Here is a 12,732-nt window from a genome sequence, read left to right as displayed (position 1 = left end):
ATGATGGCCCTTGGCATGTTCGTCTTCTCGCTACCGACGCTGGCGTATCAGGACATGCAACGCAAAAGCGCCTGGCGGCATGCGCGCAGCGGCCGGATCGGCGCAATCGACGCAACGCAGTTCGTCGGCCGCGAGAACGATACGATCACCCTTTCAGGCACTGCCTATGCCGAGCTGATGGCGGGGCGCGCATCGCTCGACGATCTGCGCGACATGGCCGCTAAGGGGGAGGCGTGGTCGATGATCGATGGCACCGGGCGGGTTTATGGCGCTTTCGTCATCACCGGCATCGACGAAGGCATGAAGGAGATCTTCGCGGACGGGACGCCGCGCAAGATCGATTTCACCGTCGATCTGCTCGAGATCGCCGATAGCGCAACGGGTGCAGCATGACCGCGATCAACAACGTCCCCGACTTCAAGGTCACACTCGACGGCACCGACCTTACCGATCGCATCCGCCCGCGCCTGATCTCGCTACGCCTGAGCGAGAAACGGGGCGGCGACGCCGACCAGCTCGAGATCACCGTCGACGATTCGGACGGCAAGCTTGCGGTGCCGCGTGCCGGCGCGACGCTCACGGTACAGCTCGGCTGGTCCGCCGGTGCCGACGTGACGATCGGTCTGGTCGACAAGGGCAAGTTCACGGTGGACGAGGTCGAACATAGCGGCCCACCTGACCAGATCACGATACGCGCTCGAGCGGCCGACTTCACCAGCGCCATCGCCACCCGGCGCGAGAAGAGCTGGCACGACACGACGCTCGGCGCGATCGTCAAGGAGATCGCCGGCCGCAACAAGCTGACGCCCCGATGCGCGCCCGCGCTGGCGGCGATTGCAGTCAAGGCGATGGCACAGACCCGCGAGAGCGATATCGCCCTGCTGCGCCGGCTGGGGCGGGAGAACGACGCCACCGCGACGGTCAAGGCGGGCGCACTGATTTTCGCGCCTATCGGCTCGGTCACGACTGCTACCGGCGTTGCAATCCCGGGGATTATGATTCGCCGCGGCGACGGCGATCGGCACAGCTTCAGGATCAGGAAACGCGACGAGGCGGGCAGCGTGTCGGCCGACTGGCACGACCGCAAGGGTGCGAAGAAGAAGACCGTCAGGGTCGGCAGCGGTACCGGCGAGACGAAGCGGCTCACGCGCACCTACTCGTCCGAGGATGCCGCGCGCCGCGCCGCGACTGCCGAGCAGGGCCGTGCTGCGCGCGAGCCGCGCACCCTGGATCTTGGGCTCGCCCTCGGCCGGTTGGAAATTTACCCTGACCGCCCGGTGACGGTTGCGGGGTTCAAGGCCGAGATTGATGCGGTGAAGTGGCTGGTTTCCGATGTCACTCACGAACTGATCGCCGATCGCGGTTTCACGACGGCCCTGACGCTGGAGAGCGCAGCGTAGCCGTCATCGATTTGATGACGTCTTTCGCCCAATTGCGGACCTCGCTGTGAGGCTCTACATGGTCGAGAGCAGCCCACATGGGATGGACGACTTGAAGCGCGATCTAATCGAGTTTGCCTCAATATACGTCATCGTCTTTTGGCTGGTCATTGCCGACGGCCAGAGCTCATTCGGCGTAAAGGCGGGTTTATTTGCCGTCTGCTTCGTGGTCATGGGCGGTGCTTACTGCGGACTGAAGGCGGTCTTCCGAGCAGCGCGCGTTAACGTGAACGGCAGCTAACCTTCCCATTGCGGCCATTCCGCTAATGCCCGCTAGTATCCCATCGCCTCGTCCCATGGCATCACCCGGTGGACCGACGACACCTGCTCGTTAGGGACTTCGAACTCTGCGGCAGGGTTGAACTGTCGAAGAATCACAGCGGTTGGGCGCCGCCGCACCAACTGCTTAATAAGGACATGACGGATCTCTTCGCCGTCGAATGTTGGACCGCGCAACTGCACCACCACGTCATCACCAACGCCGGGCGACCGCTTAGGATCGACGAGAACACGGCTTCCCGCATCAAATCGCGGCTCCATCGAGTGCCCCGATACCGAGACGACGTAGAGGTCTGGCCTGCCGGTGACGCCTATCGGCCGCGTCATGAAATCAAGGGGTGCGGACATATGCACCTCTGTCTGCTCGACAGTTACTACGATCCCGTTGCAACCGTCGAATTCCAGGTCGGCACCGAGCGCTGTGCCATAGATGGGCAACGTCTTTGGAAGCCGTCGAAGCGCTTCTAGCGTTGTATGGCCGTCCGCCGGGATCGTGCGCTCAATACCCTGATCGCGTCCGAGCAACCAATCGGAAGTTGTGTCGAGGATATCTGCAATCGCATCGAGCCGGTCGAGCCCCGGCATATGACCAGCCAAGATCGCGCGAATAGCGTCTGGCTTGTTCAAGGCCGCAATCGACACCTCACGAGCCGACATATTCTTCTCGGCAATCTTTGCCGAGAGGCGCTCTTTCAACACGTCAGGTACGTTCTTTCTCATGCTGCACTCATGACGCATGAAGTGACGCATAGCATGCGGAATATTTACGTTGACGACTGCCGTAAATGTGACGTAAACATGCGTCATGAGTGCTGCATATCAGAACGCATTGCGAACCATCGCCGATTCGTACGATGCCGAAGTCACCCGCTGGGGTGGCAAATCGCTGTCGCGAGTAGCAACGATCGTCGTGAGCAGCGGAGCATTTTTTAACCGGTTGCGCGATGGAAAGACCTTCTCCGTCACCAATCTGGAAAAGTTCGCTTCGTGGTTTCGGGTACCTGCGAATTGGCCTGATCATACAATACCCCGTGACGCGGTTGCCGCATTAATCAGCATCGGTCGCCCACCTCTCCCTGCTAACACCATGCCGCATCCATACGGCGCGAATCACGCATCCGTCGCTTTCGATCGATTGCCGGTTTTGAAGCGGGCAGGGGCATGACGATCGCCCGCCCGCCTAAGACTTTCGCGCAGGCAACGACGACGATCGCTGGTCTGCTGAGCTGGGAGGCCATGAAGAAGATCGTCAAGCGGTCGACGCGTACGATCCGGTACTGGAGCCAGCCGAACTGCAAGACGACGCCGATGCTGCACCAAGCGGCTGCGCTCGATGCCGCGTATCTCGCAGCCGGCGGTGAATATGCACCCTATGCCCAGGCACTCGCCTTCGCGGTCGACGTCGAGTATTCCAGCGAAATTGCCTGTTACCAGGCGCTCGCTGCCGACACCGCCAAGTTCGTTCGCGAAGCCGGTGAACTCGGTGCAGCCCTTATTGAAGCCGGCCAACCCGGTGCCTCCCCGCACGCGCATAGCCGTGCGCTGGTCGAGGCACACGAGGTTGAGACAGCACTAGGCGCGCTCATGCGACGCCTACCAAGTTTCTTCCGGTTCGGCGCGGGGTCGCACTCGGGGAACACCGGGGGGACCCAATGACTATCTCGAAGCCTACCAAGCACAGAATTCCCGGCCTTTCCTGTCCGCATTGCGACGGTCCGGCTGGCATCCGTAACAGCGCGGCACTGACTACGACGGTTCGTCACATTCGCTATCGCTGCGAGAATGACGAGTGCGGTCATGTGTTCGTCGCCGAACTGCAGGTCATCCGCACGATCGTACCGAGCGCCCGTCCGAACCCGGATATCCGTCTCCCTTTTTCAAATCCGAACGTCTGTCGGACCCGACCGGTACCGGCGAATGACGACACCCGTGCACCGGCCAACGATGACGTCGTGACGTCGCCGGCCGCGATTGGACCCGCGCCCAGCTGATCCCGCGCGGTAACGCCGCGCTCCTCGTCCCCGCTGACTGAACACCCTGCCGCAAGCCCCAGCTTTCGGTGACGCCACACCTTTGCCCGAAGAGGATTGAACCATGCTTCACGTATCTTCGTCGACCCATCGCTGCGTGACCCTGAAGACTGCGCTGATCGCGCCGGTCACCCCGGCAGGGTACCTTCGTCTCCGCAGAAACGCCGCCGGCGTTTCGGTAGCAGACGCCGCCAAAGTCATCGCACCGAACAATCGGACTGAAGGCGCTGCGTTAATCCGCCTGCTTGAAACCGACGGTGCCGCTGCCCGGTATGTCGAAACGATCCACGCACTCCGCGACGCATACCCTGTCGACGCCGATGTCTACCTCCAGCTGCGTGACGGCCCAGCCGCCACGCATCCGCGAATTTGCGCCGGTTGCGGATGCAGTCATTGGGATCCGTGCGTCGCGCCCGATGACGTCGGCACTTGCACATTCGCGGACGACAAGACCTGCACGCGCTGCAGTGGTACGGCCTTTCCGCTCACGGTGTACCAGTGAACGTCGCCACCGCCTCGACGGCGCCGCGCCAGGTCGAACGTTGCATGCGTCGCCGCCGCATCGCAAAGGTGGCCCTGCTGATTGCGTTCGCTTTCGTGTGGATCCCGGTCGCGATCATGATGGTCGTCGCGGGCATGCCGGATCGGCGCGCGTAATGTCGGTTGCTCTGTTTCACGACATCGGTGTCGGACTGTTCGTTGCCTCAGGTGCGACTGCGGTTGGCGCCATCGCCAACAGCCTAATTCCGCAGTGGCCGCGCATCGTCAGGCTCGCCCTCGGTGAAAGCGAACTGCCGCTGCAAGTGTCGGACGGCATTTCACACCTTTCGCCGAATGGCAGTGGTCATCAACGCATCCAAAAGCAGGGTCATTCATGATGATCAGCGCTGCGCCCAACGAACCTCGCCAGACCCCGTTGTCGCCACAGCCAGTCAACTGTTCCCAAAAGCAGGAACAGCGGGGCTATCCGATCGAGATACGGAGGATGGTGGGCATGCAAACCGCGTTCGAAATCCTCGGCGGTAAGGGCAGGCTGGCGAGCGCTCTAGGCATCACCGTCCGCTCGCTAAACTACAAGTTAAACGCTGAGCGTGGCGTGTCAAACTTGGACCTGACGTTGGCGGCAAACACGCTCGAAACACGCGGTATGAAGATGCTCGATCATGCTCGCAAGCTACGTGATGAGATCGAACCTCAAGCCAAATGCATGGGAAATGCTGCATGAGCGCGCGCGCCCTGATCCGTCAAGCTGACCTTGCGCGTGTTCTTCGCGCTGCGGAGAAAGTCGGCATCCCCGTTCGGGTTGAGATCGAGCCCGGCCGGATCGTTGTCACGACGGGCAGGGATATCGTGCCCGCCGGCGCCAACAGCTTAGACGAGATGTTTGCATGAAGCGGCGTTGGCTACCGAAGCATGTCAGCACGTTTCGCGATCGGCATGGGAAGGCTCATTACCGGTATCGCCGCACCGGCTTCGTTACCTACTATTTCAAGAACGAGCCGGGGACCGACGCGTTTCTTGCGGAGCTGCGCGCCTGCAACGACGGCGTCAGTGCTCCCGAGATCGAGGCCGGCGCCAACCGCGCCACGGTCGGCACGTTCGACGACCTGCTGTCGCGCTACTACCGGTCGCCCGATTTTCTCGATCCGGGCGAACGTACTCGTGTAGTTTATCGCGGGACGCTGGAGCGCTGGCGCGCGCGGAGCCGGAAAGGGCGGCGCTACGGCGAGATCATGGTGCGCGAGCTGCAGCCGCGGCACGTCGAGGCCATGCTCGCCGAGCTGCTACCTCACCGGACCTCGGCGAACATGCTCCGCAAGCGGCTGTCGGCGCTGATGAAGTTCGCGATGCGGATCGGCATGGCCGGTACGAACCCGGTCATCGTCACCCGCCCCTTCAAGGTGAGCGGCGGAGGGTTCCACAGTTGGACCGAGGAAGAGATCGCGGCTTACGAACGGCGCCACCCGATCGGTACGGTCGCGCGCCTTGCGTTCGACCTGATGATCTGGACGGGCCAGCGCGGTGGTGATGCTCGCAAGATGGGGCCGGCCAGCGTCCACGATACCCGGCTCGAACTGACTCAGGAAAAGACGAAAGTCTTCGTGTCACTGCCGATCATGCCCGGCTTGGCGGAATCGATCCTAGCAACGCCGACCGTTGGGGCGTTCTTTGTCGTCACCGAGTTCGGCAAGCAATTCTCGGTAAAGGGTTTCGGCAACAAATTTCGCCAATGGTGTGACGAGGCCGGCTTGCCGAACTGCTCGGCGCACGGCCTTCGCAAGGCCGCCGCGCGGCGATTCGCCGAGGCAGGTTGCTCGAACCAAGAGATCAAGGCCTGGACCGGTCACACGACCGACAGCGAGGTCGCGCGCTACACCGCAGCGGCCGATCAGCGCACGCTTTCAGACACCGCCGCAGACAAGCTTTTGGCTAACCTTGCGGAAAGGTTAGCCAAAGATGCCGCTAAGGCATTGAAAACAGGGGAAAATAAATGAAGTTTGGTGCACCCGACTGGATTCGAACCAGTGGCCTCTGCCTTCGGAGGGCAGCGCTCTATCCAGCTGAGCTACGGGTGCCGGATGGTCCGCCTAGCAAAGCGAAACGGGGTGCGCCAGACGTTTTCGTGTTTATGGCTACCCAGCGGCCAGATCGGGGACCTCCCCCGCAACCGAACTCCTACCCGATCTGCTCTTTGGGGGCGGGGTCTTCGGCTTGAACGCGCAGAGGTCGGCGACAATGCACCGCCAGCATTCGGGCGTCCTTGCCTTGCAGACATAGCGGCCGTGCAGGATCAGCCAGTGATGGGCGTGCAGGCGGAAGGGTTGCGGGGTGGCCTTGTCGAGCTTGAGTTCAACCGCGAGCGGCGTCTTGCCGCGAGCGAGACCGGTGCGATTGCCGACCCGGAAGATGTGCGTGTCGACGGCGAAGGTCTCCGCGCCGAACGCGACGTTGAGCACGACATTGGCGGTCTTGCGACCGACGCCGGGCAGGCGTTCCAACGCCGCGCGATCGTTGGGCACCTCGCCGCCATAGTCGTCGATCAGCATCTGCGAGAGCGCTATGACGTTCTTCGCCTTGGTGTTGAACAGGCCGATCGTCTTGATGTGGCGCTTCAGCTCGTCGAGCCCGAGCGCCACCATCTTCTCAGGCGTATCGACGTCCCGGAAAAGCGCGCGCGTCGCTTTGTTGACGCCGACGTCGGTCGCCTGCGCGGAGAGCGCGACCGCTACGACGAGCGTGTACGGATTGACGAATTCGAGTTCGGTCTCGGGGTGCGGATCGGCCTCGGCCAGACGCGCGTAAAACTCGACGACGTCGGCTTTCTTCACAGCGTCACAGGCCGAGCACGTCGCCCATCCGGTAGCGTCCGGCAGGCTGCTCCGCCAGCCAGATCGCGGCACGGACAGCACCCCGTGCGAAGATTGAGCGATCGTCGCCGCGGTGGTTGAGCTCGATCCGTTCGCCTTCGCCTGCGAAAATCACGCTGTGATCGCCGATTACCGATCCGCCGCGCAAGCTCGCGAAGCCGATCGTGCCTTCTGTTCGCGCGCCGACCAGGCCGGCGCGGCTGTCGACGCGCAGTTCGGCGAGCGACGATCCGCGACCCTTGGCGGCGGCGTCGCCAAGCAGGAGGGCCGTGCCCGATGGCGCGTCGACCTTGTGCTTGTGATGCATCTCGACGATTTCCACGTCCCAGTCCGGTCCGAGCCGCGCGGCAGCCTCGCGCACGAGGATCCCTAGCAGCGTCACGCCGAGCGACGTGTTGCCGGTCTGGAGGATTGCGATGTCCCTCGCGGCGTCGTCGATCATCGACTGGTGCTGCGGCGACAGGCCGGTCGTGCCGATCACGATAGCGGTACCAGCCGCGCGCGCGGCGCTCAGATGGGCCTCGATCGCAGAGGCAGTCGAGAAGTCGACGAGCACGTTGGCGGTGCGGGCGAGCGGGGCAGGGTCCTCGCCGGCGTCGACACCACCGGCCAGCGTTGCCCCGGCGGCTTCGATCGCGTCACCGATCGCACGACCCATGCGGCCGGCGCTGCCGTAGATGCCGATCGAGGTCGTTCCGGCGATAGGCGGGGCGAGTTGGGGCGCGAGCGTCTGCATGGCTTTGCTTTGCACCATGCCGCGGTTCGGGGACAGGGGGGAGCGGTAGCCCGAGGTGATTTCTCCGCGAAAGACGGCACCGCCATCCACGCCGTGCCAGCCTCAGGCCCGTGCAACCAGGTCCCGGACAAGATCGAGGTCGGCAGGCTTGTCGACGTCGACCGCCGCGAGGCCGAACGGGGTCGCGACCGCGGCGGCTTCGAGGCCGGCGAGGCGCCCCAGATGTGCCAACGCGGCGACCAGTGTCAGGCGACCGGACATATACCGGACCAGCGTGCCGATCCCGAGCCTGCGGACGATCCGCCACGGTCGTTTGCGATCCGCCTCGACCTGTGCCCACAGATCGAGTGCGGCGACCGAGCGTGGGGTAGCGAAGTAGAACAAATTGCACCCCGACCAGGCACCGTCGGCAAAGCGCAGGTAGGTGCGGCGCGTGCCCGGCGCGGCGGCTTCGATCACATCCTGGCGCGCGAGCATCGCGGCGACGTCGGCGTCGGCAGGCACGTCGGCGAGAAAGCGCGTGATCCATTCGGGCTGGAGCAGCGCGTGATCCACGGTGGTGACAAGCAGCGGTGCACCAAGCGCCTCGATGCCGTCGCGAACACTATGGCTGGGGCCGGATGCGGCGGTCAGGACGGTGAGCCCGAGCATGGTAGAGGCGGCGCGGACCGCATCGTCGGAGACGGAGACGGCGATCTCGGTAGCGCCGGCGTCGCGCAATGCCCGCGATACCCGGTCGAGCAGGGTAAGACCGTCGAGTTCGATCAACGCCTTGTGCGCTACGCCGGCATAAGCTGCGACCGGATCCACGCCGCCGCGCGATCCGGCGAGGATCAGCGCACGGAACCGATCGCTCATACCGCCTTGGGCCCGCTACGCGCACGCCACACACGCCAGAACACGCCCGGCGCCGCGAGGATCGGATGTTTCTCCCGCCACGGGGTCAGGGGCACGGACACGCCGGTATGGCGCTCGACTTTCCAGATGCCATAGCGTGCGGCACCATCGAAGGTGAAGGCAGCGCGGACCAGGCGAGCGACGTTGATCGGCTTGCCGGCGCGGCGTCGCCGGCGCCACGCGCCGAGCAACGCGGCCCGGCGCGTCGTCAGATCCGGCCTCAGCACGCCGGCGTCGTCGCGGAATGCGATGCCGTCGGCGGTCCAGGCGAGCGGCAGGAGTTCGGCGTATCGCGCGGGGTCGAAATCGAGGATTTGTCCCTCGCGGCCCTTGCGCTCGACTCGGAGCTCGGCGGCGTAGGTTTCGCGGAACAGTGCGCGCCAATAGTCATCGGCGGTGCCCGTCTCGGGCCCCAGCGCGGCGGCAAACCGCGCGGCAGACTTTGCGGCGTCGCCGATCGCTGCAGCTACTTGCACAGCGGTACCCGGATCGCGTGCCCAGACCAGTGCGGAAGGTTGCACGAACCGGGTCCAGATCGTCGTGTCGAGCGTCCGCGCCGCCGCTGCCCTGGCAAAGGTCGCCATCCGCATGGTGGCGATCTTCGCGCGCACCGTCTCGCCGTCCAGGTCAAATTCGCGGTAGCTGACGGTCGGCCACATGCCTCGTTCCGGCGGACCTGCGGTCAGCACGTAGAAATCGAGCACGCCCTCGGTCGCGCCGGTGCGCAGATTGGAACCGTAGAACAGCACCGCGACGGCATCAGGCGAACCTTGCGCCAGCCTCTGCGCGACGTCGCGAACCGCGGGAATGGTCGGGACGTGCAACTGGCGGTGGACGATGTCGCCGAGCGTGATCACGGAACGACGAAACTGATCGCGCGCGCTTCGCGGACGGTAAGGTCGCCGCCGGGATAGACTTCGCCATCAAGGATGAAGCCCGAATCTATCGACAGGTCGAAGCTTGGCGAATCGATCCGGTGATAGCCCGCGCGATCGAGCCACGCGGCGGGCGACCCGGTGACGATCAGCGGCGTCGCGACGGCAAGCCAGCGCGGCGGTGCGTCGACCACCAGCGTCTTCAACCCGACACGCGGTGCACCGAACGGACGGATACCGATCGGCATGCGCTTCAGTGTCGACGCGAGCAGTATGTAGCGCGCGCGATCGGTGTTGGCATGCTCGCCGGCGGCATGAGCGCCTTCGTTGCCGCGCGACTGGAAGCGGATACGCATCCGGTTGCCCGCGCGCCATGCGCTGTTCGCGCCGCCAAACAGCGTCTGCAGGATCGCCCAGCACAACGCGAGACCGACCGCGACTCCGTTGAAGGCGCCTGCGCGGTGCGTGCGTTGCGCGAGCGCGGTGGCGTCGACGAACGCGCCTGCGCCGAACAGGAAGCCGCACAGTTTCGCGCCGCTGTCCTTGCGGATTACCTCGACCGGGCTGCGTAGCTTGACGCGACCATGCCGTGCGGCCGTCAACGCCTGATCCAGCGTCCAGGTATCGGGAATACCAAGATCCAGCGCGAGAGCGTTGGTCTTGCCCGAGGGAACGATCGCGACGCGCGGCGCCGCGCCGGTCCAGACTCGCGCGGCGGCAGTCATCACGTCGCGGATCGTGCCGTCACCGCCGTCGATCACAAGCAGCTCGATGCCGTGCCGTGCGAAGTCGGTCAGTACCTCGGCGAGTTCGTCCTGTGTACGCGGAGTGACGGCGAGCACCGTGCCCGACAGGAAGGGCTTGGTTGCCTCGACGCTACTGCGGTTGCGGTGGCTCTTGGGGTTGCAGATGATCCCGGTGCGGATTTTTGCGGCGGCTTCGCGCGGGTTCACGCCAGACCGTTCCGACAGGGCCGAATCGAACATGCCCTCGGGCAACCACGCGGGTGCCGCTGGAGGGGGGAGCAATTGCCTGCCAAAGGCATCAAAGTTCGAAACAGCATCGGCCACGATATAGAGATACCCGTCACGGTACAGAACCGCTACAATTTTGTGTCAGCAAGATTTCCGTTCCGCGTCGGTCGCAATTCGGGCGAAAGCCCAAATCTGTCGCAGCCCGGACGCAAATTATCCGCGGTACCGCATCTTCATCCGTACGACGGCGCCAGATGCGGGCAGGGTGGTACGGACCGCGTCGAACGACGGCAGCCCGATCGAGGTCGGCGCGTCGTTCGAAAAGCCGAAACCTTCTTTCGGCATGAACAGCGTCCGATTGAACTTATGGTCGCCATTCTCGTCGTGATATTGCGCGATCGCATAGTGACCGGGCTTCATCCAGAAGCAGGCGCGCGGGCTCGTCGCCGATACCCGGGCACGGCCGACCTTCGCGCCCTTTGCCAAAAACCGTGACTTGTCGTCGGGATAGATCGCGAAGGCGACCTCGCCGGCGGTGTTGCGCAGCGTCGTTGCTTCGAGCACCAGTTTGGCATTGCCGTTGCCCGGCGTGCCTTCGCACGTTTCGGCGGCACGAGCCTGGACCGGTGCTAGCGCCGCAACGGCGCCCAGCGCGATAAGGATTACGTCGTTCATCGGCAGACCTAGACCCGAAAATAGTGGCGATAGAGCGGCGCGCACATGACATTTGCGACGTGAACGAGGCGTTTATCGCAAACGCCCGTCGTTCTGTACCGGCTACGCTTGGTCTGGCGTACGGGTCATCCGGGCGGCCGCGAACCCGAGCAGGATCGCGACGGCGACGGATCCGGCGGCCACGGCAGCTGCGATACCTGCCGACCCGTAGGCCGGCATCAGCGCGAACGCCGCCACGAACATCAGAGCGACGCCGACCGCGCGAATCGCGAACACCGTGCCGGCGCGGTGCAGCGCGGTCATCACCGTATCGAGGCTGACGGTGGCGAGATCGAAACACCCGGCGGCGGCGAGCCACAGCAATACCGGGTACGCGCCGCCGAACGACTTGCCGCCGACCAGCTTGAGGATCGGCTCGCCGACCAGCGCGACGACCGCGAGGATGACGAGCGCCGCCGCGGTGCTGGCCAGCATCGTCCGCACGAGGATACGGCGAAGCCGCGAGGGTTCGGCGGTGCGAACCGCACGGACGATTTCCGGGAAGGCGGCGCGCGACAGCATCTGCGACAGTTTCGCGAGCGCCTGCGCCAACTGCGTCGCCAGCCGGAACGCGCCCGCCGCGGCCGGGCCGATCGACGCGCCGACCAGCAAGAGAGGGATCTGCTTGCTCGACAGACCCAGTGTCGCACTGGCGTTGGTGCTGAGCGAGAAACGGACGATGCCGGGATTTTCACCGCGCACCTGCTGCCAGCTGCCACGGCCACTCGCGAGCAGGCGCAGGTCGCCGCTTTTCGCGACCATGATCCAGTAGGTCGCGGCGGTGACGATCTCGGCGATCGCCCAGGCGAGCATGAAGCCGCGGATCGTCGGTTCGAACAGCATCGCCGCACCGGCACCGACGAAGCGCATGATCGGCGTCATGCTGTCGGCAAGTGCGGACAGCGAGAATTTGTCGCGCAGCCGCAGGATGCCGAGCGGGGTCGAGCGGATCGTGATCAGCTGCACCACCGCGAACATCAGCGTGTCGCGCATCAGGTCGGGCGGGATGCCGAACCCGTCGCTCCACGCGAACAGGATCGCGACGGTCAGCACGGCACCGACCAGCGCGCTGCAGATATCGAGGATCGCGGACAATCTGAGCAGTCGCGCAAGCCGGGGCGTGTCGCCGTGCTGGATCGGCTCGACGCCGTATTGGACGATGATCTGCCATGTCTGGAAGCCGACGAACGTCGCGAGCGCCTGTGCCGCGCCCGAGATCAGTGCGAACCGGCCGAAGTCGACCACGCCGAGCGTGCGGGTCGCGAATCCCAGATAAAAAAGCGACAGGATCGCCAGCACGCTGCGACTGGCGAGCAACCAGCCGAGATTGCGCGCTGCCGCCCGGAATATCCCGGTAGTGCCCGAGCGTGCCGGCGCATCGGCCGGAGCAGGAGAAGGAGCGCGATCCTGAACCATCTGC

Annotated in this window: 20 protein-coding genes and 1 tRNA gene; 11 read left to right on the top strand and 10 right to left on the bottom strand. The window is 64.6% G+C overall.

Annotated elements, in window-relative coordinates; translation table 11 throughout:
- From O6W96_RS07110 to O6W96_RS07100, 3 genes are all read left to right on the top strand, one after another.
- Positions 1 to 393 carry a phage tail protein gene (locus O6W96_RS07110; RefSeq protein ID WP_353469379.1) on the top strand — a complete coding sequence of 131 codons (393 nt, stop codon included), beginning with the start codon at positions 1 to 3 and terminating at the stop codon, positions 391 to 393.
- The gene (locus O6W96_RS07105; protein ID WP_353468898.1) at positions 390 to 1,400 is read left to right on the top strand and encodes a contractile injection system protein, VgrG/Pvc8 family; all 1,011 of its coding nucleotides are present in this window, start codon (positions 390 to 392) and stop codon (positions 1,398 to 1,400) included. Before O6W96_RS07110 ends, O6W96_RS07105 begins: the two co-directional genes overlap by 4 nt.
- 91 nt (positions 1,401 to 1,491) lie before the next feature.
- Positions 1,492 to 1,680: a hypothetical protein gene (locus tag O6W96_RS07100; protein WP_353468897.1), complete on the top strand. Its 189-nt coding sequence runs from the start codon at positions 1,492 to 1,494 to the stop codon at positions 1,678 to 1,680.
- 32 nt (positions 1,681 to 1,712) lie between these two features.
- Here O6W96_RS07100 and O6W96_RS07095 read toward each other — a convergent pair whose 3' ends face one another.
- Complete coding sequence (locus O6W96_RS07095; RefSeq protein WP_353468896.1) at positions 1,713 to 2,525, bottom strand: S24 family peptidase; 813 nt, start codon at positions 2,523 to 2,525, stop codon at positions 1,713 to 1,715.
- On the opposite strand from O6W96_RS07095, the gene O6W96_RS07090 reads away from it, so the two are divergent.
- The 3 genes from O6W96_RS07090 to O6W96_RS07080 are packed head-to-tail and all read left to right on the top strand — an operon-like array spanning position 2,524 to position 3,709.
- A complete protein-coding gene (locus tag O6W96_RS07090; RefSeq protein ID WP_353468895.1) occupies positions 2,524 to 2,883 on the top strand; it encodes a hypothetical protein in 360 nt (119 codons plus the stop codon). The two genes, O6W96_RS07095 and O6W96_RS07090, sit on opposite strands and share 2 nt — an antisense overlap.
- Positions 2,880 to 3,374, top strand: coding sequence for a hypothetical protein (locus O6W96_RS07085; RefSeq protein ID WP_353468894.1), 495 nt, complete (start codon positions 2,880 to 2,882; stop codon positions 3,372 to 3,374). The genes O6W96_RS07090 and O6W96_RS07085 overlap by 4 nt, the downstream gene beginning before the upstream one ends.
- Positions 3,371 to 3,709 carry an ogr/Delta-like zinc finger family protein gene (locus O6W96_RS07080; RefSeq protein WP_353468893.1) on the top strand — a complete coding sequence of 113 codons (339 nt, stop codon included), beginning with the start codon at positions 3,371 to 3,373 and terminating at the stop codon, positions 3,707 to 3,709. The genes O6W96_RS07085 and O6W96_RS07080 overlap by 4 nt, the downstream gene beginning before the upstream one ends.
- 271 nt (positions 3,710 to 3,980) lie before the next feature.
- Here the strand turns inward: O6W96_RS07080 and O6W96_RS07075 are convergent, their stop codons facing one another.
- A complete protein-coding gene (locus O6W96_RS07075) occupies positions 3,981 to 4,142 on the bottom strand; it encodes a hypothetical protein (RefSeq protein WP_353468892.1) in 162 nt (53 codons plus the stop codon).
- 104 nt (positions 4,143 to 4,246) lie between these two features.
- Between O6W96_RS07075 and O6W96_RS07070 the strand changes: the two genes are divergently transcribed.
- The 5 genes from O6W96_RS07070 to O6W96_RS07050 are packed head-to-tail and all read left to right on the top strand — an operon-like array spanning position 4,247 to position 6,243.
- Positions 4,247 to 4,405: a hypothetical protein gene (locus O6W96_RS07070; RefSeq protein WP_353468891.1), complete on the top strand. Its 159-nt coding sequence runs from the start codon at positions 4,247 to 4,249 to the stop codon at positions 4,403 to 4,405.
- Positions 4,405 to 4,626: a hypothetical protein gene (locus tag O6W96_RS07065; protein ID WP_353468890.1), complete on the top strand. Its 222-nt coding sequence runs from the start codon at positions 4,405 to 4,407 to the stop codon at positions 4,624 to 4,626. Before O6W96_RS07070 ends, O6W96_RS07065 begins: the two co-directional genes overlap by 1 nt.
- Entirely contained in the window at positions 4,623 to 4,973 is a 351-nt protein-coding gene (locus O6W96_RS07060) for a hypothetical protein (protein WP_353468889.1), read from the top strand. The genes O6W96_RS07065 and O6W96_RS07060 overlap by 4 nt, the downstream gene beginning before the upstream one ends.
- Positions 4,970 to 5,140, top strand: coding sequence for a hypothetical protein (locus O6W96_RS07055; RefSeq protein ID WP_187502704.1), 171 nt, complete (start codon positions 4,970 to 4,972; stop codon positions 5,138 to 5,140). The genes O6W96_RS07060 and O6W96_RS07055 overlap by 4 nt, the downstream gene beginning before the upstream one ends.
- Positions 5,137 to 6,243 (top strand): site-specific integrase, encoded by a 1,107-nt coding sequence (locus tag O6W96_RS07050; RefSeq protein WP_353468888.1) that lies wholly within the window; start codon positions 5,137 to 5,139, stop codon positions 6,241 to 6,243. The genes O6W96_RS07055 and O6W96_RS07050 overlap by 4 nt, the downstream gene beginning before the upstream one ends.
- Positions 6,244 to 6,247: 4 nt before the next feature.
- Here O6W96_RS07050 and O6W96_RS07045 read toward each other — a convergent pair.
- From O6W96_RS07045 to O6W96_RS07010, 8 genes are all read right to left on the bottom strand, one after another.
- Positions 6,248 to 6,324: transfer RNA gene (locus O6W96_RS07045), tRNA-Arg, on the bottom strand.
- 57 nt (positions 6,325 to 6,381) lie between these two features.
- The gene (gene nth, locus O6W96_RS07040) at positions 6,382 to 7,077 is read right to left on the bottom strand and encodes an endonuclease III (RefSeq protein ID WP_353468887.1); all 696 of its coding nucleotides are present in this window, start codon (positions 7,075 to 7,077) and stop codon (positions 6,382 to 6,384) included.
- Positions 7,078 to 7,081: 4 nt separating this feature from the next.
- Positions 7,082 to 7,852, bottom strand: coding sequence for a 4-hydroxy-tetrahydrodipicolinate reductase (dapB, locus tag O6W96_RS07035; RefSeq protein WP_353468886.1), 771 nt, complete (start codon positions 7,850 to 7,852; stop codon positions 7,082 to 7,084).
- A 102-nt stretch (positions 7,853 to 7,954) separates the two neighbouring features.
- Positions 7,955 to 8,710 (bottom strand): nucleotidyltransferase family protein, encoded by a 756-nt coding sequence (locus tag O6W96_RS07030; protein ID WP_353468885.1) that lies wholly within the window; start codon positions 8,708 to 8,710, stop codon positions 7,955 to 7,957.
- Positions 8,707 to 9,606 carry a hypothetical protein gene (locus O6W96_RS07025; RefSeq protein WP_353468884.1) on the bottom strand — a complete coding sequence of 300 codons (900 nt, stop codon included), beginning with the start codon at positions 9,604 to 9,606 and terminating at the stop codon, positions 8,707 to 8,709. The genes O6W96_RS07030 and O6W96_RS07025 overlap by 4 nt, the downstream gene beginning before the upstream one ends.
- Positions 9,603 to 10,610 (bottom strand): diacylglycerol/lipid kinase family protein, encoded by a 1,008-nt coding sequence (locus tag O6W96_RS07020; RefSeq protein WP_353468883.1) that lies wholly within the window; start codon positions 10,608 to 10,610, stop codon positions 9,603 to 9,605. Before O6W96_RS07020 ends, O6W96_RS07025 begins: the two co-directional genes overlap by 4 nt.
- A gap of 201 nt (positions 10,611 to 10,811) precedes the next feature.
- On the bottom strand, positions 10,812 to 11,273 hold the full coding sequence (locus O6W96_RS07015) for a DUF2141 domain-containing protein (RefSeq protein WP_353468882.1): 462 nt from the start codon (positions 11,271 to 11,273) through the stop codon (positions 10,812 to 10,814).
- A 102-nt stretch (positions 11,274 to 11,375) separates the two neighbouring features.
- Entirely contained in the window at positions 11,376 to 12,728 is a 1,353-nt protein-coding gene (locus O6W96_RS07010; RefSeq protein ID WP_353468881.1) for a lipopolysaccharide biosynthesis protein, read from the bottom strand.
- Between the last annotated feature and the right edge of the window lie 4 nt (positions 12,729 to 12,732).

It is taken from the genome of Sphingomonas faeni, from assembly GCF_040407495.1.
Classification (GTDB): domain Bacteria; phylum Pseudomonadota; class Alphaproteobacteria; order Sphingomonadales; family Sphingomonadaceae; genus Sphingomonas; species Sphingomonas faeni_D.
This window is presented reverse-complemented; position numbering and strand designations above follow the sequence as displayed.

Excerpts from the sequence above, each read along its gene's own strand:
- O6W96_RS07110 (WP_353469379.1), top strand. The coding sequence starts at position 1 with ATGATGGCCCTTGGCATGTTCGTCTTCTCGCTACCGACGCTGGCGTAT.
- O6W96_RS07105 (WP_353468898.1), top strand. The coding sequence starts at position 390 with ATGACCGCGATCAACAACGTCCCCGACTTCAAGGTCACACTCGACGGC.
- O6W96_RS07090 (WP_353468895.1), top strand. The coding sequence starts at position 2,524 with ATGAGTGCTGCATATCAGAACGCATTGCGAACCATCGCCGATTCGTAC.
- O6W96_RS07095 (WP_353468896.1), bottom strand. The coding sequence starts at position 2,525 with ATGACGCATGTTTACGTCACATTTACGGCAGTCGTCAACGTAAATATT.
- O6W96_RS07085 (WP_353468894.1), top strand. The coding sequence starts at position 2,880 with ATGACGATCGCCCGCCCGCCTAAGACTTTCGCGCAGGCAACGACGACG.
- O6W96_RS07080 (WP_353468893.1), top strand. The coding sequence starts at position 3,371 with ATGACTATCTCGAAGCCTACCAAGCACAGAATTCCCGGCCTTTCCTGT.
- O6W96_RS07075 (WP_353468892.1), bottom strand. The coding sequence starts at position 4,142 with ATGACTGCATCCGCAACCGGCGCAAATTCGCGGATGCGTGGCGGCTGG.
- O6W96_RS07065 (WP_353468890.1), top strand. The coding sequence starts at position 4,405 with ATGTCGGTTGCTCTGTTTCACGACATCGGTGTCGGACTGTTCGTTGCC.
- O6W96_RS07060 (WP_353468889.1), top strand. The coding sequence starts at position 4,623 with ATGATGATCAGCGCTGCGCCCAACGAACCTCGCCAGACCCCGTTGTCG.
- O6W96_RS07055 (WP_187502704.1), top strand. The coding sequence starts at position 4,970 with ATGAGCGCGCGCGCCCTGATCCGTCAAGCTGACCTTGCGCGTGTTCTT.
- O6W96_RS07050 (WP_353468888.1), top strand. The coding sequence starts at position 5,137 with ATGAAGCGGCGTTGGCTACCGAAGCATGTCAGCACGTTTCGCGATCGG.
- dapB (WP_353468886.1), bottom strand. The coding sequence starts at position 7,852 with ATGCAGACGCTCGCGCCCCAACTCGCCCCGCCTATCGCCGGAACGACC.
- O6W96_RS07030 (WP_353468885.1), bottom strand. The coding sequence starts at position 8,710 with ATGAGCGATCGGTTCCGTGCGCTGATCCTCGCCGGATCGCGCGGCGGC.
- O6W96_RS07020 (WP_353468883.1), bottom strand. The coding sequence starts at position 10,610 with ATGTTCGATTCGGCCCTGTCGGAACGGTCTGGCGTGAACCCGCGCGAA.
- O6W96_RS07015 (WP_353468882.1), bottom strand. The coding sequence starts at position 11,273 with ATGAACGACGTAATCCTTATCGCGCTGGGCGCCGTTGCGGCGCTAGCA.
- O6W96_RS07010 (WP_353468881.1), bottom strand. The coding sequence starts at position 12,728 with ATGGTTCAGGATCGCGCTCCTTCTCCTGCTCCGGCCGATGCGCCGGCA.